Annotated in this window: 12 protein-coding genes; 6 read left to right on the forward strand and 6 right to left on the reverse strand. The window is 63.2% G+C overall.

Features of this window, described 5'->3' with window-relative positions; translation table 11 throughout:
• Positions 1–7 precede the first annotated feature (7 nt).
• From mdcA to IVA88_RS21925, 3 genes are all read right to left on the reverse strand, one after another.
• Positions 8–1654 (reverse strand): malonate decarboxylase subunit alpha, encoded by a 1647-nt coding sequence (gene mdcA, locus IVA88_RS21915; RefSeq protein ID WP_247499246.1) that lies wholly within the window; start codon positions 1652–1654, stop codon positions 8–10.
• Positions 1651–1872, reverse strand: coding sequence for a hypothetical protein (locus tag IVA88_RS21920; protein ID WP_247499247.1), 222 nt, complete (start codon positions 1870–1872; stop codon positions 1651–1653). The genes mdcA and IVA88_RS21920 overlap by 4 nt, the downstream gene beginning before the upstream one ends.
• A gap of 89 nt (positions 1873–1961) precedes the next feature.
• Positions 1962–2747 (reverse strand): alpha/beta hydrolase, encoded by a 786-nt coding sequence (locus IVA88_RS21925; RefSeq protein WP_247499248.1) that lies wholly within the window; start codon positions 2745–2747, stop codon positions 1962–1964.
• Between the two features lie 297 nt (positions 2748–3044).
• On the opposite strand from IVA88_RS21925, the gene IVA88_RS21930 reads away from it, so the two are divergent.
• The 5 genes from IVA88_RS21930 to IVA88_RS21955 all read left to right on the forward strand — a co-directional run bounded on the left by IVA88_RS21930 (position 3045) and on the right by IVA88_RS21955 (position 11057).
• Positions 3045–3386, forward strand: coding sequence for a hypothetical protein (locus IVA88_RS21930; RefSeq protein ID WP_247499249.1), 342 nt, complete (start codon positions 3045–3047; stop codon positions 3384–3386).
• 1 nt (position 3387) lies between these two features.
• Positions 3388–4065: a hypothetical protein gene (locus tag IVA88_RS21935; RefSeq protein WP_247499250.1), complete on the forward strand. Its 678-nt coding sequence runs from the start codon at positions 3388–3390 to the stop codon at positions 4063–4065.
• A gap of 20 nt (positions 4066–4085) precedes the next feature.
• Positions 4086–5258, forward strand: a complete 1173-nt coding sequence (locus IVA88_RS21940) for an efflux RND transporter periplasmic adaptor subunit (RefSeq protein WP_247499251.1) — start codon at positions 4086–4088, stop codon at positions 5256–5258.
• Entirely contained in the window at positions 5255–8398 is a 3144-nt protein-coding gene (locus IVA88_RS21945; RefSeq protein ID WP_247499252.1) for an efflux RND transporter permease subunit, read from the forward strand. The genes IVA88_RS21940 and IVA88_RS21945 overlap by 4 nt, the downstream gene beginning before the upstream one ends.
• 598 nt (positions 8399–8996) lie before the next feature.
• Complete coding sequence (locus IVA88_RS21955; protein ID WP_247499253.1) at positions 8997–11057, forward strand: ATP-binding protein; 2061 nt, start codon at positions 8997–8999, stop codon at positions 11055–11057.
• 23 nt (positions 11058–11080) lie between these two features.
• On the opposite strand, the gene IVA88_RS21960 is transcribed toward IVA88_RS21955, so the two are convergent.
• Positions 11081–13372 carry an FdhF/YdeP family oxidoreductase gene (locus tag IVA88_RS21960; RefSeq protein WP_247499254.1) on the reverse strand — a complete coding sequence of 764 codons (2292 nt, stop codon included), beginning with the start codon at positions 13370–13372 and terminating at the stop codon, positions 11081–11083.
• A gap of 251 nt (positions 13373–13623) precedes the next feature.
• Here IVA88_RS21960 and IVA88_RS21965 point away from each other — a divergent pair, with 251 nt between their 5' ends.
• Positions 13624–14871 (forward strand): oxalate decarboxylase family bicupin, encoded by a 1248-nt coding sequence (locus IVA88_RS21965; protein ID WP_247500385.1) that lies wholly within the window; start codon positions 13624–13626, stop codon positions 14869–14871.
• Between the two features lie 83 nt (positions 14872–14954).
• On the opposite strand, the gene cydB is transcribed toward IVA88_RS21965, so the two are convergent.
• Together cydB and IVA88_RS21975 are read right to left on the reverse strand one after the other, a co-directional pair.
• On the reverse strand, positions 14955–15941 hold the full coding sequence (cydB, locus tag IVA88_RS21970) for a cytochrome d ubiquinol oxidase subunit II (protein ID WP_247499255.1): 987 nt from the start codon (positions 15939–15941) through the stop codon (positions 14955–14957).
• Positions 15935–17353 carry a cytochrome ubiquinol oxidase subunit I gene (locus IVA88_RS21975; protein ID WP_247499256.1) on the reverse strand — a complete coding sequence of 473 codons (1419 nt, stop codon included), beginning with the start codon at positions 17351–17353 and terminating at the stop codon, positions 15935–15937. The genes cydB and IVA88_RS21975 overlap by 7 nt, the downstream gene beginning before the upstream one ends.
• Positions 17354–17571: the final 218 nt, after the last annotated feature.

Here is a 17571-nt window from a genome sequence, read left to right on the forward strand (position 1 = left end):
CGCGTCCTCACCAATTTCTGAATTTCGACGGGGGTGCGTACAAGCCGCCCGACCAGCGCACGAGATCCTTGATCGAGCGCGCCGCCAGCAGGCTGCGATCCGCGTCGAGCGGATTGATGCCGAGATCCTCCGGCCGGCGGATCACGCCGCGCTCGCGCAGGCGCGAGACCATGCCGTGGTCCCGCCGACGGCCGACATCGGTGTAGCCGGCAACGCCACGAATGGCCTGTTCGCGCTCCTGCGCGGTGCGGCACAGCAAGAGGTTTGCGACGCCCTCTTCGGTGACGACGTGCGTGACGTCGTCGCCATAGATCATGACCGGCGCGAGATCGAGCTTCAGCTTCTCGGCGAGCTCGATCGCATCGAGCTTCTCGACGAACAGCGGTACGTTCTTGTCGCCGAATGTCTCGCCGATCTGCACGACCAGCTTGCGGCCACGTCGCATCAGTGCCGAGCCGTCCGGATCTGCCTCCGCTCCGGCCCTCAGCCAGGGCTCGCTCGGATGACGCCGCCCGCGCGCGTCGGCTCCCATGTTCGGGGCGCCGCCGAAGCCTGCAATGCGCGAGGTGGTGACGGTCGACGAATTTCCTTGCAGGTCGATCTGCAAGGTGGAGCCGATGAACATATCGCAGGCATAGAGCCCGGCGGTCTGACAGAAGGCGCGGTTGGAGCGCAACGAGCCGTCGGGACCGGTGAAGTAGACGTCGGATCTGGCGCGGATGTAGTCATCCATGCCGACCTCCGAGCCGAACGAGTGAATCTGCCGCACCCAGCCGGACTCGATGGCGGGAATGAGCGCGGGATGCGGATTCAGCGCGAAGTGGGTCGCAATCCTGCCCTTCAACCCGAGCCGCTCGCCGAATGTCGGCAGCAGAAGCTCGATCGCCGCCGTGCTGAAGCCGATGCCGTGATTGAGCCGCTGCACGCCGTAAGGTGCATAGACACCCTTGATCGCGAGCATCGCCGTCAGGATTTGGCCTTCCGTGATGGCAGCCGGATCGCGCGTGAACAGCGGCTCGACGAAGAACGGCTTGTCGGCCCTGACGATGAAGTGGACACGGTCCGCCGGGATATCCACCCGCGGCACGGTCTCGACGATCTCGTTGACCTGGGCGATGACGACGCCATCCTTGAACGCCGTCGCCTCGACCACGGTCGGGGTGTCCTCGGTGTTCGGGCCGGTGTAGAGATTTCCGTCGCGATCGGCGCTGACGGCTGCAATCAGCGCGACATTCGGCGTGAGATCAATGAAGTAGCGAGCGAACAGTTCGAGATAGGTGTGAACCGCGCCCAGCTCGATCTTGCCGCCGAACAGCATGCGCGCAATGCGTGCCGACTGCGGCCCGGAATAGGCATAGTCCAGCCGCTTCGCAACGCCCCGATCGAACAGGTCCAGGTGTTCGGGCAAAACGACACCCGACTGTACCATGTGCAGATCGTTGACCTTGGAGACATCGATCGCCAGCAGCGCGCGGCTCAAGAGATCGGCCTGCTTCTGGTTGTCGCCCTCCAGGCAAACCCGATCGCCCGGCCGGAGCACGGCCTCCAGCAGACGTGTGACGTCTTGCGTTTCGACGACCTTGCCGTTGGCAAGACTGGCTCCCGCCGCGATGCGGGCATCACGCGCGGAGCGGTTGTTCTCCCATGTCGTCATGACCTCTGCACCTTTGTGGCGTTGGCTCCGCTCCAGAGCGATCCCGGATCGGCACGGTCGGAATGGGGCTTGAGCACCGCCCCGTAGAGCTCGCGCGGCGAATTCGCGAGCCACATCAGATCCGGATTGCCGGACGGGAAATCGCGGCTCAGTCCGGACCGCTTCACCGTCGTCACCTGCCCGCTCAGGGCAGCGCTGGTCGTCTCGATCATGTTCATGGGAATTCTCCAGTCCGGCCGGCGGGAGTGCTGTCACCCCCGCCGTCCTTCCTTCCGCTGCTCGTGCGTCAGGACCGGCGGAAACGTGGTCAGCGCGTGGCCGGCTGCGGGATGCTACGCGCAGCGTGGGTGATGACCGCCGCAACCTCCTTCGGATGCGACTCGTAGACCGAGTGGCTGGCGCCCGGGATCACGGTGGTCTGGCTCTTGGCGCGCTCGTAGTACCAACGCTCCAGATCCGGGTTGATGATCTGGTCATTGCCGGCGACGATGCCCCAGCTCGGCTTGGTCTTCCATGCCGCCGCCGTCAGTGGCGTGCTGAACACCTGGGTTGCGGCCGGAACCTGCGAGCGCGCGGCGAACTCGGCCCGCTCACGCGGCAGATCCGGCGCGAACAGTTTCGGGAATTGCACGGGATCGAGATAGGTGAACTTGTCGGGCGTCACCTTGATGACGCCTTCGGTCTTTCCGAGCACGCTCGGCGTCTTTTTGCCCAGCGCCGATTCGTCCTCTCCGACGTCGGGCGCGTGCGCGGCGACATAGACGAGGCCGACGACGTTGGGATGAACGCCGGCCTCGGTGATGATCGAGCCGCCGTAACTGTGGCCGACGAGAAGCGTCGGGCCGTCCTGAAGATCGAGAATGCGCTTCGCCGCTGTGACGTCGTCGGCGAACGAGGTCTCGGGCTCCTGCACCATGGTGACGCGGAATCCCTCCTTCATCAGGATCTCATAGACCGGCTTCCAGCCGGACCCATCCACCCAGGCGCCGTGCACCAGGACGATATTCTTCAGGGGTTCTGCACGGGCGGGAGCAACGGTCGAAAACAGGGAGAGAGCGGCGGCAAAGGCGAGGCCAGCGTTGAGGTGTTTCATGTCGGGATCACTCCGGGTTGGAATGCAGCGACACTAGTTTCGAGGCTTGCTGGTGTATTTCGACAACGCAACTGCCCTTGCCACTTCGCACGTCGGGACGATCGCCAGTCGCGCGCGGCGTGGTTGAGAGATGCATCTTAAGAGGAAGGGACCACGTCATGCACACTGACATTCATGGACTTGATCTCTCGCAAGCGTGAACGGCCGGCGTTCGTACGTGAAAGACGATCGATTCGCACCCTGGCATTCACGACAAAGTTCCTGACGTCGCTCGAAATCCAAGCATAGGACCGAACAATGACATCCATCGCAAAATGCGGGATCGCTTTCTTCATTCTGCTAGGCGCAACACTGCCTGCGCATGCCGGAACCTGCACGGATGACATCGCGCAAACCCAGGGCCAGCTCGATCTGGCCATAGAGAAGGACGCAGGCTCCCACGGCTGGAAGCCGGAGAGCCTCAACGCGTTGCGCGGCCATCAACCGACGCCGCGCTCGCTCGCTGAAGCAGAAGGTAGCAACGGCCTCGATCTCACCGACGCGCTCGATTCGCTCGATCGCGCGCGCACCGCCAGTCGTACCGGTGACATCGCCGCGTGCAGCCGGGAGATCGCACGCGCGCGGGCCATCCTGAGATAGCGTGCGCAACCTCAAGATCGATGCCGAGGCGACGCGTCATCCTGGTCGCGCGAAACGGATGCAGTTTGCGACGCGCCGAATCCTCCTCGCCGTCGTGCAGCCGGGGAGCGGGACGTGCGTTCTGGAAATACCCAAGCTCGCGCACCTTTCTATTGTTCGCAATCAGCCGGAGGCTCGTCCCATGCGAAAGCAGTATTCAGCAAACAACGGTGTGATGCTGGCGGCAGCCATGCTGTGGCTGATCCCGGCCACGGCCGTCGCCCAAATAACGGTGCCGGGAATGCAGCCGCCTGCCGGCATGCTTGCGACGTCGCCGCTCAATCCGCAAGCCTCGCGGCCCGTGGGCATTCCGTTGGGATCGACCGAGATCGCAACGCCCGGCATCTCTCCGGTCAATCCTGCGCAAAGCACGACGCAATGCGCCGGGTCCGGCAGTGCTTCATCCTCCGGGGCATTGTTCGATGGTGGCGGGCTCTCCAGCACCTCATCGGCCAATTGCGCCAGCAGCACCGCAGCTGCCTCCGTCTCATCCCTGCCCTCGACGTCGACGGTCGGGCGCGTCGGGATTCCGCTGGGCTCCGCCGAGATCGGCGGCGCCGGAATCAGCCCGTCCGTGCCGGTGCCCGGCCCCACGTCCATGGGCAGCACGACTTCGATCGACGGCTCCGGCAATCCCTGAGATCAAGAAGGATCATCACCGTGAAGCGGAACCTTACCATTGCGTTCGTTGCTCTTGTCGCGATCCTGGCCGGCGCAGGCCTCTGGTTCTTCGGCCCCGACCGGAAGCCGGCCGTAGTGGCCGCCCCCCTCCCCACCGCTGTGCCGGTGGTCGCCGCCAGTGTCATCGGCAAGGACGTTCCCATCTATCTGCGCGGCATCGGCACGGTGATCGCCTACAACACCGACGTCGTGCGCAGCCAAATTCAGGGACAGATCGTCAAGATCGCCTTCACCGAGGGACAGACCGTCAAGGCTGGCGACCTGCTCGCGCAGATCGATCCACGTCCCTACGAGGCACAGATTGAGCAGCTGACGGCCAATCGCGACAGGGACCAGGCGCAGCTCGCCAATGCCGAAGCCAATCTTTCCCGCTACAACCAGCTTGGCGCCAAGGGCTATGCGACACCGCAACTGATCGAGACGCAGACCGCCCAGGTGGCGCAGCTCAAGGCCGCCGTGAAGGCGGACCAGGCGCAGATCGATGAAGCCAACGTCCAACTCAGCTATACTCGCCTGACCTCGGCCATTCCCGGCATCACCGGCGTTCGCCAGATCGATGTCGGCAACGTCATTCATCCGACCGATCCGAACGGTCTCGTCGTCGTCACCCAGATCGAGCCGATCTCGCTGCTGTTCACCCTGCCGCAGACGGATCTGCCCGTGATCCAGCAGCATGCCGCAAAGGGCGAGCTGAAGGTCATCGCCTACAGCCAGGACAACAAGACCAAGCTCGACGAAGGAACGCTGCTGCTGGTCAACAACGAGATCGCAGGAACGACCGGCACTGTGCAGCTCAAGGCGGTTTTCCCGAACCGTGAGCACCGGCTGTGGCCCGGCCAGCTGGTGAACGCGCGCCTGCTGCTCAAGATTCAGAAGGGCGCGATCACTGTCGCCGGCTCTGCCGTGCAGCAGGGACCGAACGGCAGCTATGTCTATGTCCTGACCGACGGCCAGACGGCCGCCTTCCGTCCCGTTCACGTCGTACAGATTAGCGATGGCCAGGCCCTGATCGACCAGGGATTGAAATCAGGTGACGTTGTCGTGATCGACGGCCAGTACCGGCTCACGGAGGGTAGCCGTGTTCGCGAGCTGCACGGCAAGGCCGCGCGTGAAGCCGACCTGCAGAGCGCCGTGCAGGACGCGATCCCATGAACATTTCCGCGCCCTTCATCCTGCGGCCAATCGCAACCGCTCTGCTGATGGCGGGCCTGCTGCTGTGCGGCCTTGCTGCCTATCCGCTACTGCCGGTCGGCGCGTTGCCGAACGTCAACTACCCGACTATCCAGATTTCCGCACAACTGCCCGGCGCAGACCCGGGAACGATCGCCTCGTCGCTGGCGACGCCGCTGGAGCAGCAGCTCAGCCAAATTCCCGGCGTCATCCAGCTCACCTCGTCCAGTGCGCTGGGCGTGGCCCAGCTCACGGTGCAATTCGAGCTGTCGCGCACGGTGGACAGCGCGGCGGTGGACGTGCTGGCTGCGATCAACGCCGCGAGCCCGTTCCTGCCGCCAAACATCCCCTACCCGCCGACAATCCGGAAGGTGAATCCGGCGGAGACGCCGATCATGCTGATCGCGCTGACATCGGACTCGCTACCGCTGACCACAGTCGATGCCTATGCGGAGAACATCCTGCTGCCGAAGATTTCGCAGGTGCCGGGCGTGGGCCTTGTCGGCATCGGCGGCCAGCAGAAACCCGCGATCCGTGTTCGCGTCAATCCGCAGGCGCTTGCCGCCCGCGGCATCGGCCTCGAAGACGTCCGCACCGTGATAGCCGGCGCGAACGTGGATCTCCCCAAGGGCACGCTCAACAGCCCGCGGGTGACCTATACGCTGAACACCAACGATCAGTTGCTCAAGCCGTCCGCCTATGAAGACCTCATCATCGCGTATCGCAACGGTTCCCCGGTGCGGATACGGGACATCGGCACGGCGATCGATGGGCCCGAGAACGACCTCTTGGCCGGCTGGTACGGCAAGGACCCCGCCGTCATTCTGGCGGTCCAGCGCGTTCCCGGCGCCAACGTGATCGAGACCGTCGACCGCATCAAGAAGCTACTGCCGCAACTGCAGGCCTCCGTTCCGCCGGCGATCAAAGTGACGATCGCCGCGGACCGGACCGCCACCATCCGCGCCGCAGTCTCCGACGTTCAATTCACCCTGATGCTGACGGTCGCACTGGTGGTGATGGTCATATTCCTGTTCTTGCGGAATTTCTGGGCCACCATCATTCCTGCGATCACGGTTCCCCTGTCGCTGGTCGGCACCTTCGCGGTCCTCTACGTGCTCGGTTACAGCCTGGACAATCTCTCGTTGATGGCGCTGTCGATCGCGGTGGGTTTCGTGGTTGACGATGCCGTCGTCGTCATCGAAAACATCGTGCGCCATCTCGAGCAGGGCATGACGCCGATGGAGGCCGCACTCAAGGGCTCCAGCGAAATCGGCTTCACGATCGTTTCCATCACCCTGTCGTTGATCGCGGTGTTCATCCCGCTGTTCCTGATGGGCGGCTATGTCGGCAAGCTGTTCCAGGAATTCGCCATTACGATCACCGCCTCGCTGCTGCTGTCGCTGGTCATCTCACTCACGCTGACACCAATGATGTGTGCGCGCCTCCTGAAGGACGATTCGCGGAAGAAACATGGCCGGCTTTATCTCGCCTTCGAACGTGGCTTCGATGCCCTGCTCGCGCTTTATGCGAGAGGCCTGCGAGTCGTGCTGCGTCATCGTTTCGTGACGCTGATCGTGATGCTCTCGACCATCGCGCTGACGGGCTATCTGTACGTGATCATTCCGAAAGGCTTTTTCCCGCAACAGGACACCGGGCAGATCGTCGGCATCACCGAGGCCGCGCAGGACATCTCCTTCCCCGCCATGTCCGAGCGCCAGCAGGCGATCGTCGACATCCTTTCGAAGGATCCGGCGGTGCAGTCCGTAGCGAGCTATATCGGCCCAGGCGGCCCGACCGCGACGCTCAACCAGGGACGCATCTTCATCGTCCTGAAGCCGAAGCCCGAGCGCAAGGCCAGCGCAGATCAGATCATCGCGCGGCTGGGACCCCGCCTCGCCCATATCCAGGGAATCAAGCTTTACATGCAGGCCGCTCAGGACATCACCATCGGCGCCCGCCTGTCGAAGACGCAATATCAGTACACGCTGACGGATGCCGATTCCAACGAGCTCACCAATTGGTCGGCGATCTTCCTGGCGAGGCTCCGCGCGCTCGACCTCATCACCGACGTTGCAAGCGACCAGGCCAATGCCGGCCCGAGGCTGGAGGTCACCGTCAATCGCGAGGTCGCATCGAGTTTCGGCATCCTGCCCACGACGATCGACAATGCCCTGGACGACGCATTCGGCCAGCGCATCGTCTCCACGATATTCACCTCGCTGAACCAGTACCATGTCGTGATGGAGGTCGATCCGCGCTTTCAGTACGGCCCCGAAGCGCTCAAGGACATTTACCTGAACTCAGCGAGCGGCCAGCAGGTCCCCTTGAGCACGCTGGTGCATAGCGTCATCAAACCCGCGCCCATCCTGATCAACCACCAGAGCCTGTTTCCCTCGGTGACGATCTCGTTCAACCTGAAGCCCGGCGTGGCGCTGGGCGATGCGGTGAAGGCGATCCAGACCATCGAGAAGAGCACCGGCAAGCCCGCCTCGCTGTCGACCGCGTTCCAGGGCAATGCGCAGGCGTTCCAATCCTCCCTGTCAGGCACGCCGTTGCTGATCGGGGCCGCGCTAATCGTGATCTACATCATCCTCGGCGTGCTCTATGAAAGCCTGATCCATCCGATCACGATCCTGTCAACGCTGCCTTCGGCCGGCATCGGCGCGTTGTTGCTGCTGCTGGCGGTCCACATGGATCTCAGCGTCATCGCCATCATCGGCATCATCCTGCTGATCGGCATCGTCAAAAAGAACGGCATCATGCTGGTCGATTTCGCCCTCGAGGTGGAGCGCCAGCACGGACTCAGCCCGGAAGAGGCGATCTACCAGGCCTGCACGCTGCGCTTCCGCCCGATCCTGATGACGACGATGGCTGCGCTCCTGGGCGGCGTGCCGCTGATGATCGGTTCCGGCACCGGCGCGGAGCTGCGCCAGCCGCTCGGCTACACCATCGTCGGCGGCCTGATGCTATCGCAGGTCCTGACGCTCTACACGACGCCCGTCGTCTATCTCTATCTCGACCGGCTCGGGAACTGGCTGACAGGGCGGAAGCAGCACGTGGTCGAGACAGCCAAACCCTCCACGACCGAAGCAGATGCGGGATTAAGCCATGAGTCCGCTTGACAAGGTGACCGCCGGCTTGACGCGGAGAAGCTGGTAACCGTCGCGGCCGACATGACGGTCGGCCATGTGGTGCCGGAATGCCCGCCGTCTACGGCACGCCCATGATGATCCTGCATATGGAGACGGCTGCGGGATCGAGGCCAAGAGCATTGTCTTGGAGGTCGAGGCCTGGGACAGGAACCGCAAGGTCGGCGACGGCACCACCGGCACGGCGTTGCGATCGTCGCCGAGTTCGAGAAGCGATTCGGCGTCACGGATCCCGCTGCCGCGATGGCCCAAGGTTGCAAACGCCTTGCCGCACCGAGACCGGGAGGTGAAGCCGCGACACTCTGCTCCCAGCCCGCAAGGTGACGTCGTTCGTTTTGACAAAAATCCGGCAGGAAAGCAAAAGACCGATTTTCCGCGACGCGGTACACCGTCTGCGTCTTGTGTCCGGACACTCCGGCTCGGGAATTAGTTTCATGCTCAGCGAGTATCTCTTGGACCCCTTCAATCTGCTGGCCCGGCCCCGACTCGCACAAAGGAAGACGTCTGCTATGGCCCGACGCATAGCGATGATCTGCCGAGCGTCGTGGCCGGACCAGCTGCGGTATGCTTCATGACGATCGAGTGTCAGCGGCCGGCCGCGACGACCGAACGCCTGGATGGCTCACCCGCGGCACGATCCAAGCGATGGTGGCTTCGCTGGTTGCCTGTTCAAGTGGACCGCCGCAAGGATCGCTTCCCCGCCCAAGCTGCTCTTTTTCTCCTGGGAAGTGTCGGGCTGAGCTTCTTATCGTTTGCCTACTTCATGCTCGGGCTCAACTTCACCACCAGCGCTTTCGCCCATCTGATCATCATCGTCCTGTTGTCGCGGCTGGCCGGTTTCCTGACGTCGGCGATCCTTTCAGCGGTCGCAGTTGGCTGGCTGGTGTTCCTGTTCGTCGAACCCGTCCATTCATTTGCAGCGACTGACCTTCAGGACATCGTCGCTCTGGCCGCCTTTCTCGTCACTTCGCTCGTGATCGTGAACCTCGTCAGTCAGTTGCGCCGCGAAGACGCATTGCGGAAAATTCAGGCCGCCTATCTTGCCGAGGCCCAGCAGCTCAGCAACACGGGTAGCTTCGGCTGGAACGTCGCGAGCGGAGAACTGTCATGGTCGGACGAGACATTCAGGATCTTCGATCTCGCCCCGACGTTACCTCCGTCGCTCGATGTCGCCCTGAAACGCACGCATCCCGACGATCTCGACGTTGTACGCGAAGCGCTCGGTCGGGCTGCGAACGAGGGGGACGACTTTTCCCATGAGCACCGGCTGATTCTGACCGACGGTTCGATCAGGCACATTCGCGTGGTCGCGCGTGGAACGACAGACGAACAGGGACGATTTCAGTTCATCGGCGCGGTCATGGATATTACCGCTCAGAAGAAGGCCACCGCGGAACTGGAGCGGAGCGAGCAGCGCTACCGCCATCTGTTCAGCCGGATGCCGATCGCACTTCGGCAGCTCGACGCCAGCGGGCTGGTCGCGCTGTTCCGGAAACTGCGCGCCGAAGGCGTCAAGGACCTCGGCCCCTATTTCGACAGCCATCCCGAATTCCTCAGGACCTGCATGGACGCGCTCTCGTTTCAGGAGGCCAACGAACGGGCCATCCAGATGTTCGGCGGAGGCGTCGACGGCTATGTCGGACGTTCCATGGCTGAGACCTGGAAGGAGCGTCCCGATACGTTCCGGCGGGCCATGGAGTCCCGTTATCGCGGCGAGACGAACTTCGAGGAAGAGACCCAGATGGTCACGTGGGACGGTCGCGTGGTCGACGTTCTCTTCACGACGGCTCGGGTCGGCCCCATCAATGACCTCGAAATCAGCCTGGTCGGCACCATCGACATCTCCCAGCGTGTTCGCGCGCAGGAGAGACTCCGGCAGGTACAGGCCGAGTTCGCACATGCCGCGCGGGTCTCGATGCTGGGTGAACTCACCGCATCGATCGCCCACGAAGTCAACCAGCCCCTGGCCGCTATTGCCACGAACGGCGCCGCCGGGCTGCGGTGGCTGAACAGACCTACCCCTGATGTCGTCGAGATCCGCAAGACCATCGAGAACATCGTCGTGGATACCCAACGAGCTGCGAACATCGTGGCGCGTGTTCACGGGATGGCGTCCCGGAAAGTCCCCGAGCAGGCATCCCTGTCGTTTGACGAGATCATTCGCGAAGCACTCCTCTTCCTTCGACACGAGATGGAATCTCGCAGCGTGACCATCCTGCACCGGCCCGATCCGCGCGCGCCGCAGGTGCTTGGTGACCGCACCCAGCTCCAGCAGGTGATCGTCAACTTGGCCATCAACGCGGTGCAGGCGATGACGCAAGCCGGAGATGACGATCGCAGGATCGTCATCAGCACAGTCACGCAGGACGCGCCCACGTTGTGCTGCTCCGTGGAGGACAATGGCCCCGGCATCGCCGCCGAACATGTCGATCGGCTGTTCGAAAGCTTTTTCACGACCAAGGACAGCGGGATGGGCATGGGACTGCCGATCTGTCGGTCGATCGTCGAAGCGCATGGCGGCCGGATCGGCGCCGAAGGTCATGGTGCAAATGGCGGCGCCCGCTTCTGGTTCACGCTGCCGATCGCCGTCCCGGCGGTTTTGCCGCGCTGCGACCTTCACGCCGATACGTGACTGCGACCTTTCCAGCGCTGCCGCTATTCCGCGGGAACGGCCGAGCGCACCAGGCGGACCGGGACGCCCTTGTATGACGGCGTGAAGCTGAGGGGGTCGCGGGCATAGAGCGGGACCAACGGATTGGTCTCCGGGTAGTACGCGGCGCAGCAGCCGGTCGGGAAGGAATAGGCTACGACGCGGAAATTGCGCACGATCCGCTCGGCACCATCGGTCGAAACGGTTACCAGGTCGACCCGGTCGCCGTCGGTGAGCCCGCGCTTCCTCAGCTCGTACTCATTGAGAAAGATCACGTCGCGCTGACCGAACACGCCGCGATAGCGGTCGGACATCGAGTAGAGCGTGGTGTTGTACTGGTCGTGGCTGCGTATGGTTGTGAGCCAGAGGAAATCGGGATCGCTCTGCGGCGGGTCCTCGCCGCAACCCGGATAGACCAGGAAGTTCGCCTTGCCTGACGGCGTCGCCCAGATGCGCTCGCGTGCGGTCGAGGCGAGATGGAAACCGCCGGGGACGCGGATGCGGGCATTGTAGCCCTGGAAGATCGGGAACACCGCCTCGATCGCATCACGAATGAGGTCGTAATCGCCGACGAAGCCGTCCCAGTCCACCACCGTGCGCTCGCCCAGCGTCGCCTTGGCGACGCCGGCGATGATCGCGACTTCGCTGAGCAGATGCTCCGACGCCGGCTTGTTGCGCCCACCGGACGCATGCACCATCGACATCGAATCCTCCACCGTGACCGACTGCGGCCCCGATTCCTGCACATCGATCTCGGTGCGCCCGAGGCACGGCAGTATCAGGGCGCCGCGGCCGTGGATCAGGTGGCTGCGGTTGAGCTTGGTCGAGACATGGACGGTCAGATCGAGCTTTCCAAGCGCCGCTTGGGTCGCTTGCCAGTCCGGAATGGCCGCGGCAAAATTGCCGCCCATCGCGAAGAACGCCCTCACCTCGCCGCGGATCATGGCCTCCAGCGCCGTCACCACGTTGTGCCCCGGCGCAGCCGGAGGCTTGAACCCGAAACGCTGCTCGAGGCGCTCGAGGAAGTCTGCCTTGGGAACTTCAGTGATCCCCACGGTCCGATCGCCTTGCACGTTGGAATGACCGCGAACCGGGCAGACGCCAGCGCCTTCGCGCCCGACATTGCCACGCAACAGCGCGAGATTGGCGATCTGCTGGACGTTGTTCGCGCCGCGCCAGTGCTGGGTGATGCCCATGCCATAGACGAGGATGGCGCGCTCGGCCTTCATATAGGCGCAAGCCGCATATTCCATGTCCTCGCGCGTCAGGCCGGACTGACGTTCGATATCAGGCCATTGGGTGCGCTTGAGATCGTCGATCAGCGCCTCGACGCCAACGGTGTGACCGCGAATGAAATCCCAGTCCAGGATCTCGGGCTGCTCGACGGCACGAGCCGCCTCGTCGGCTTCCACCAGAATCTTCATGATTCCCTTGAGGACGGCGACGTCGCCGCCGACCCGCACCTGGAACAGTTTTGAGCTGATCGTCGTCGACGACAGCGTGATCATCTCGACCGGGCTCTGCGGCGCCTGGAAACGCTCGAGCGCCCTCTCACGAAACGGGTTGAACGAGATAATGGAGGCACCGCGGCGGACTGCATTGCGCAGGCTGGTCATCATCCGCGGGCTGTTGGTGCCCGGATTCTGGCCGAAGATGAAGATGCAATCGGCCTTGTCGAAATCCTCCAGCAGCACGGTGCCCTTGCCGACGCCGAGCGAGTACGGCAGGCCGACGCTGGTCGCCTCGTGGCACATGTTCGAGCAGTCGGGGAAATTGTTGGTGCCGTATTCGCGCACGAAGAGCTGATAGAGGAAGGCGGCTTCGTTTGAGGTCCGCCCGGACGTGTAGAACTCCGCCATGTTCGGGTCCGGCAACGCCCTGAGCTCACGACCGATCATGTCGAACGCTTCGCTCCACTCCACCGGGAGATAGCGGTCGGATGCGGCATCATAGGCCACCGGATGCGTGAGCCGCCCGACCATTTCGAGATCGTAATCGTTCCAGCTCGCGAGCTCGGTCACGGTGTGCTCGGCAAAAAACTCGGGTGTGCAGCGCTTCGATGTCGTCTCCCAGGCGATCGCCTTGCCTCCGTTCTCGCAAAATTCGAATGACGAGGTGTGCTTCGGATCGGGCCAGGCACAGCCGGGGCAATCAAAGCCCTCCGGCTGATTCATCCGGCTGAGCGTCACCGCGCCCTTCAGCGGCGCCCGCTGCACCAAGAGCGCCTTGCTGAGCGCCTTGAGTGCGCCCCAGCCGCCGGCCGGTTCACGATAGGGACGAACCGATTTCGTGGTCATCTCGATATCTCTCGGTATGGCAATTTTCCGGACCAGTTAAGGATCGCGCGGACAGAGCCGTCTTTTCAAAACGAAGCCCAATTTCGCAATTGCACACGTTCCGACCCGTCCGGCCGGCCGGCCGCAGCAGCCATGCTTTCCAGCAAAAAGAGCGCCGTTCGCGGAAGCTCGAATGGCAACCGGAAACTAAGTTTGTCGGCTGGAGCCCCGTCGCTATGACGGCTTTCGACAATTTTCAGGAGCGACCCAAGATGTTTTCAAGACGTGACTTGCTGGCCATGTCCGCGGCAGGCGCCGCCATGGTCGGCTCCAGCGCACAGGCAGCAACCTTCGGCAATCCGGACGAGCCGCCGCAAGGCGCCGTCAACGCCAAGAGTCCCGGAAGTCTGACCGATCCCGGCCCGCAGAATCCTGAATTAGCCAGCCAGTTCCCTTCCGCACAAACACCGCCGGCGACGGACGTTGGCGGGCTGCCGATGAATTGGGCTTCGTTCAACAATGCGCCGCGACGCATCCAGAATGGTGGCTGGGCGCGTCAGGTCACCGTCGAGGACTTCGCCATCTCGAAAGAAATCTCCGGCGTCAACATGCGACTGTCCGCCGGCGGCATCCGCGAGCTGCATTGGCACCAGGCTGCCGAATGGGCGATCATGACTTACGGCTCTTGCCGCATTACCGTGCTCGACACGCAGGGGCGCCCCTATGTCGGCGATCTCAAAGCCGGCGACCTCTGGTATTTCCCGCCGGGCGCCCCGCATTCGTTGCAGGGTTTGGGTCCCGATGGCTGCGAATTCGTAATCTGTTTCGACGACGGCCACGCCAATGAGTTCAACACGCTGCTCGTGACGGATTGGCTCGCCCATACGCCGCCCGAGGTGCTGGCAAAGAACTTTGGTGTGCCGGCTGACACGTTCGTGAATATCCCGCTGAACAATCTTTGGATTTTCCAGGGCACAGTGCCCGGAGATCTCGCTGCCGATCGAGCCGCAATCGCCAAGCATGCGGAGGCACCGCCCTATCCGTTTATCCATTCGCTCGGCAGCTCGACGCCGGTCAAGGAGAGTTCCGCCGGAAGCATTCGCGTCGCCGACAGCAGCAATTTCAAGGTGGCCACCACGGTTGCCGCGGCGCTGGTGACGATGCCGCCGGGAGCAGTCCGGGAGCTCCACTGGCATCCGAACGCCGACGAGTGGCAGTACTACATCAAAGGCAAGGCGCGCATGACGGTGTTCGACACCGGCCCCAACGCGCGGACGACGGATTTCTCAGCCGGCGATATCGGCTATGTCCGGCGCAATCTCGGCCACTATGTCGAGAATGTCGGCGACACCGAGCTGCAGTTCGTCGGTGTGTTTCGCGCGCCCCGCTACGAGGAGGTGTCGCTGTCCAACTGGCTGACGCACACGCCCCCCAGGTTGGTCGCCCAGCATCTCAGCATCGACGAAAAACTGATCGCCCAATGGCCGGACAACAGCCCGGGCGTCGTGCCCAAATCCTGAAGCAAGGCCATATAGGGCCAGAACGAGAAAGGCGCCGAAACCGGCGCCTTTCTTTTTTGTCCGCGGTTCGCGCCGTGCAGCCGTCAGTAGTGATCGTCCGCAGGGACCGCCTTGCCGCGGAAGACGCGATAGCCGACGGCGACATAGAGCAGCATCAGCGGGAATACGAACAGGCCGGCGCCCCAGAACATGAATGCGAGACTTGCATGAGGCGCCGCGGCTTCGTCGATCGTGACGACGAACGGAATCATGTAGGGCCAGAACGACAGAGCGAGCGTGGCGAAGGCCGCCACGAAGATCAACGCGACCATATGGAATGGCCAATAGTCATCGTGCCGCAGGATGCTCTTGGCCAGCATCGCGGCCGCACCGGCGCCGACTACGGGAAACACGAGCAGATAGGGCCGGTCGGTCCAGCGCTGCAGAATCGGAAGATGTTCGGCAAGCGCATAGGCAAAGACGATGACCAGGAACACCAGGACGCCGATCGCCAGCGGCGGGATCCGGCGCCGTGCGTCATCCCGAACGGGACCATCGCACTTCCGTACCAGCCAGCAGGCACCGAGCAGTGCATAGCCGAAGCAGAGCCCGATCCCGCACAGGGTGGAAAAGGCGGTCAGCCAGCCGAGCGTTCCGCCGGTATAATCGCCGTTAGAGAACTGAAGTCCTTCGACGAGAGCGCCGACCATCGCGCCCTGCATGAAGCTGGCGGCAAACGAGCCAGCGACGAAGCTGACGTCCCAGATCCAGCGCGAACGGCGCGCCTTCCCGCGAAACTCTAACGCGACGCCGCGCAGGATCAGTCCAAGCAGCATCACGACGACAGGGATATAGAAGGCCGACATCACCATGGCGTAGACCAGGGGGAACGAGCCCCACATGATCACGCCCGTGACGATCAGCCAGGTCTCATTGCCGTCCCAGACCGGAGCGACCGTGCTCAGCATGGCATCCCGCTTCGCCTCGCTGCCGGCCGCACCGAACAGCATGCCGACGCCGAGATCGAACCCATCGAGGAGGAGATAGATCAGGATGCTGATGGCAAGGAGGGCAACCCAGTACGTCACCATGGCAATTCTCCTGCCTCGAGATAGCCGCGCGCGCCCGACACCTGATCGGCGAGCGATATCGGCCGATTGGGCACGGGAACGTGGAGCGGCTTGCCGCCCAATCCCGCTGGGCCGGCACGCAGCAGCCCATAGATGTAGTACGTTCCGAACGAGAAGATGAAGGCGTAGACCGCGACGAACAGGATCAGGGAAGCCGTCGCCGCCGACGCGGTCAGGAACGGCGTCACAGCGTCCGCTGTGCGCAATACGCCGTAGATGGTCCATGGCTGGCGGCCGACCTCCGCGGTGTACCAGCCGGTGAGAATGGCAATCCACGGGAGCGGGAAGCTGAGGAAGATGCCCCACAGCAGGAGGCGGCTCCGATCGAGCCGGTGCTTGAGGCCGAGATACGTCCCGAGCCAGGCCAGCCCCAACATCACGAAGCCACAGCCGACCATGATGCGGAAAGCAAAGAACGGGATCGCCACCGGCGGCCGGTCCTGCGGCGCGAAGCTGGTGAGGCCGACCTCCCTCGACGTCAGGCTCATGCTGCCGATGATGCTCCCGAGCACGGGAATCGATATCGCGTATTTGTTCGACTCAGTGCTCGAATCGGGAATTGCGATCAGCACCTCCGAAGCTGGCTGCTCGTCATGCCAGCGGGCCTCGATCGCGGCGAACTTGGCCGGCTGGTAGTCGTGAACATAGTCGCCGACGAGATGCCCGATGAAGAGCTGGACCGGCAGCAGCATCGCCGCAAGCGCAAGGCCCATCCGCAGCATGACATGGGCCTCAGCGCGATAGGTCCGCCGCAGCAGGTACCACGCGCCGGTTGCGGCCACACAGAATGCGCCCGTCAGATAGGACGCAAGCAGCATGTGCGGAAACCGGACCCAGACCACCCGGTTGAAGATGATCCGCGCCCAATCGTTCGGTACGAACTGGCCGTTTTGCAGGACGTAGCCGGTCGGCACCTGCATCCAGCTGTTGTTGACCATGATCCAGAACGCCGAAAGCGTCGTTCCGAGTGCGACCATCGCGGTTGAGAACAGGTAGAACCACGGAGGCACCCGGGGCCGGCCGAAGATGAGGATGGCGAAGAAGCCCGCCTCCAGCATGAAGGCGGTGAATGTCTCGTAGGACAGAAGCGGGCCCTGGATCGGACCCGACATCTTCGAGAGCACGCTCCAGTTCGTTCCGAACTGAAACGCCATCACCACGCCCGACACGACGCCCATGCCGAAGGCCACGCCGAAGATCTTCAGCCAGAACCCGAACAGGATCCGGTAGACGGGCTTGCCACTGTATTGGTGCATCGCTTCCAGCACGGTGAGCCACGCGGCAAGCCCGATCGTGAACGCTGGAAAAATGATGTGGAACGAGATGGTGAAGGCGAATTGCAGCCGCGACAGGAGGAGTGCCGTCGGATCCATCGGACAATCTCCCGTTCGCTTACGCCCGATTCGCGGCCATTGGCGCGCGTGCGGCCGGGCGCTGGATATCGTCAGCCTTGAGAACCGCGGCCGTACCCCAGAGCTTATCCGAGGGAACGTTCACTCCACCCAGGCTGTCGTTCTCTTTACGGAGGTCGTTCATCCTTGCCTCTCATGGCGATTGATGTCGGAAGCACTTCGCCGCATCGATCGAAAGT

The organism is Bradyrhizobium sp. 149 (assembly GCF_023073915.1).
In the GTDB taxonomy this organism is placed as follows: Bacteria; Pseudomonadota; Alphaproteobacteria; order Rhizobiales; family Xanthobacteraceae; genus Bradyrhizobium.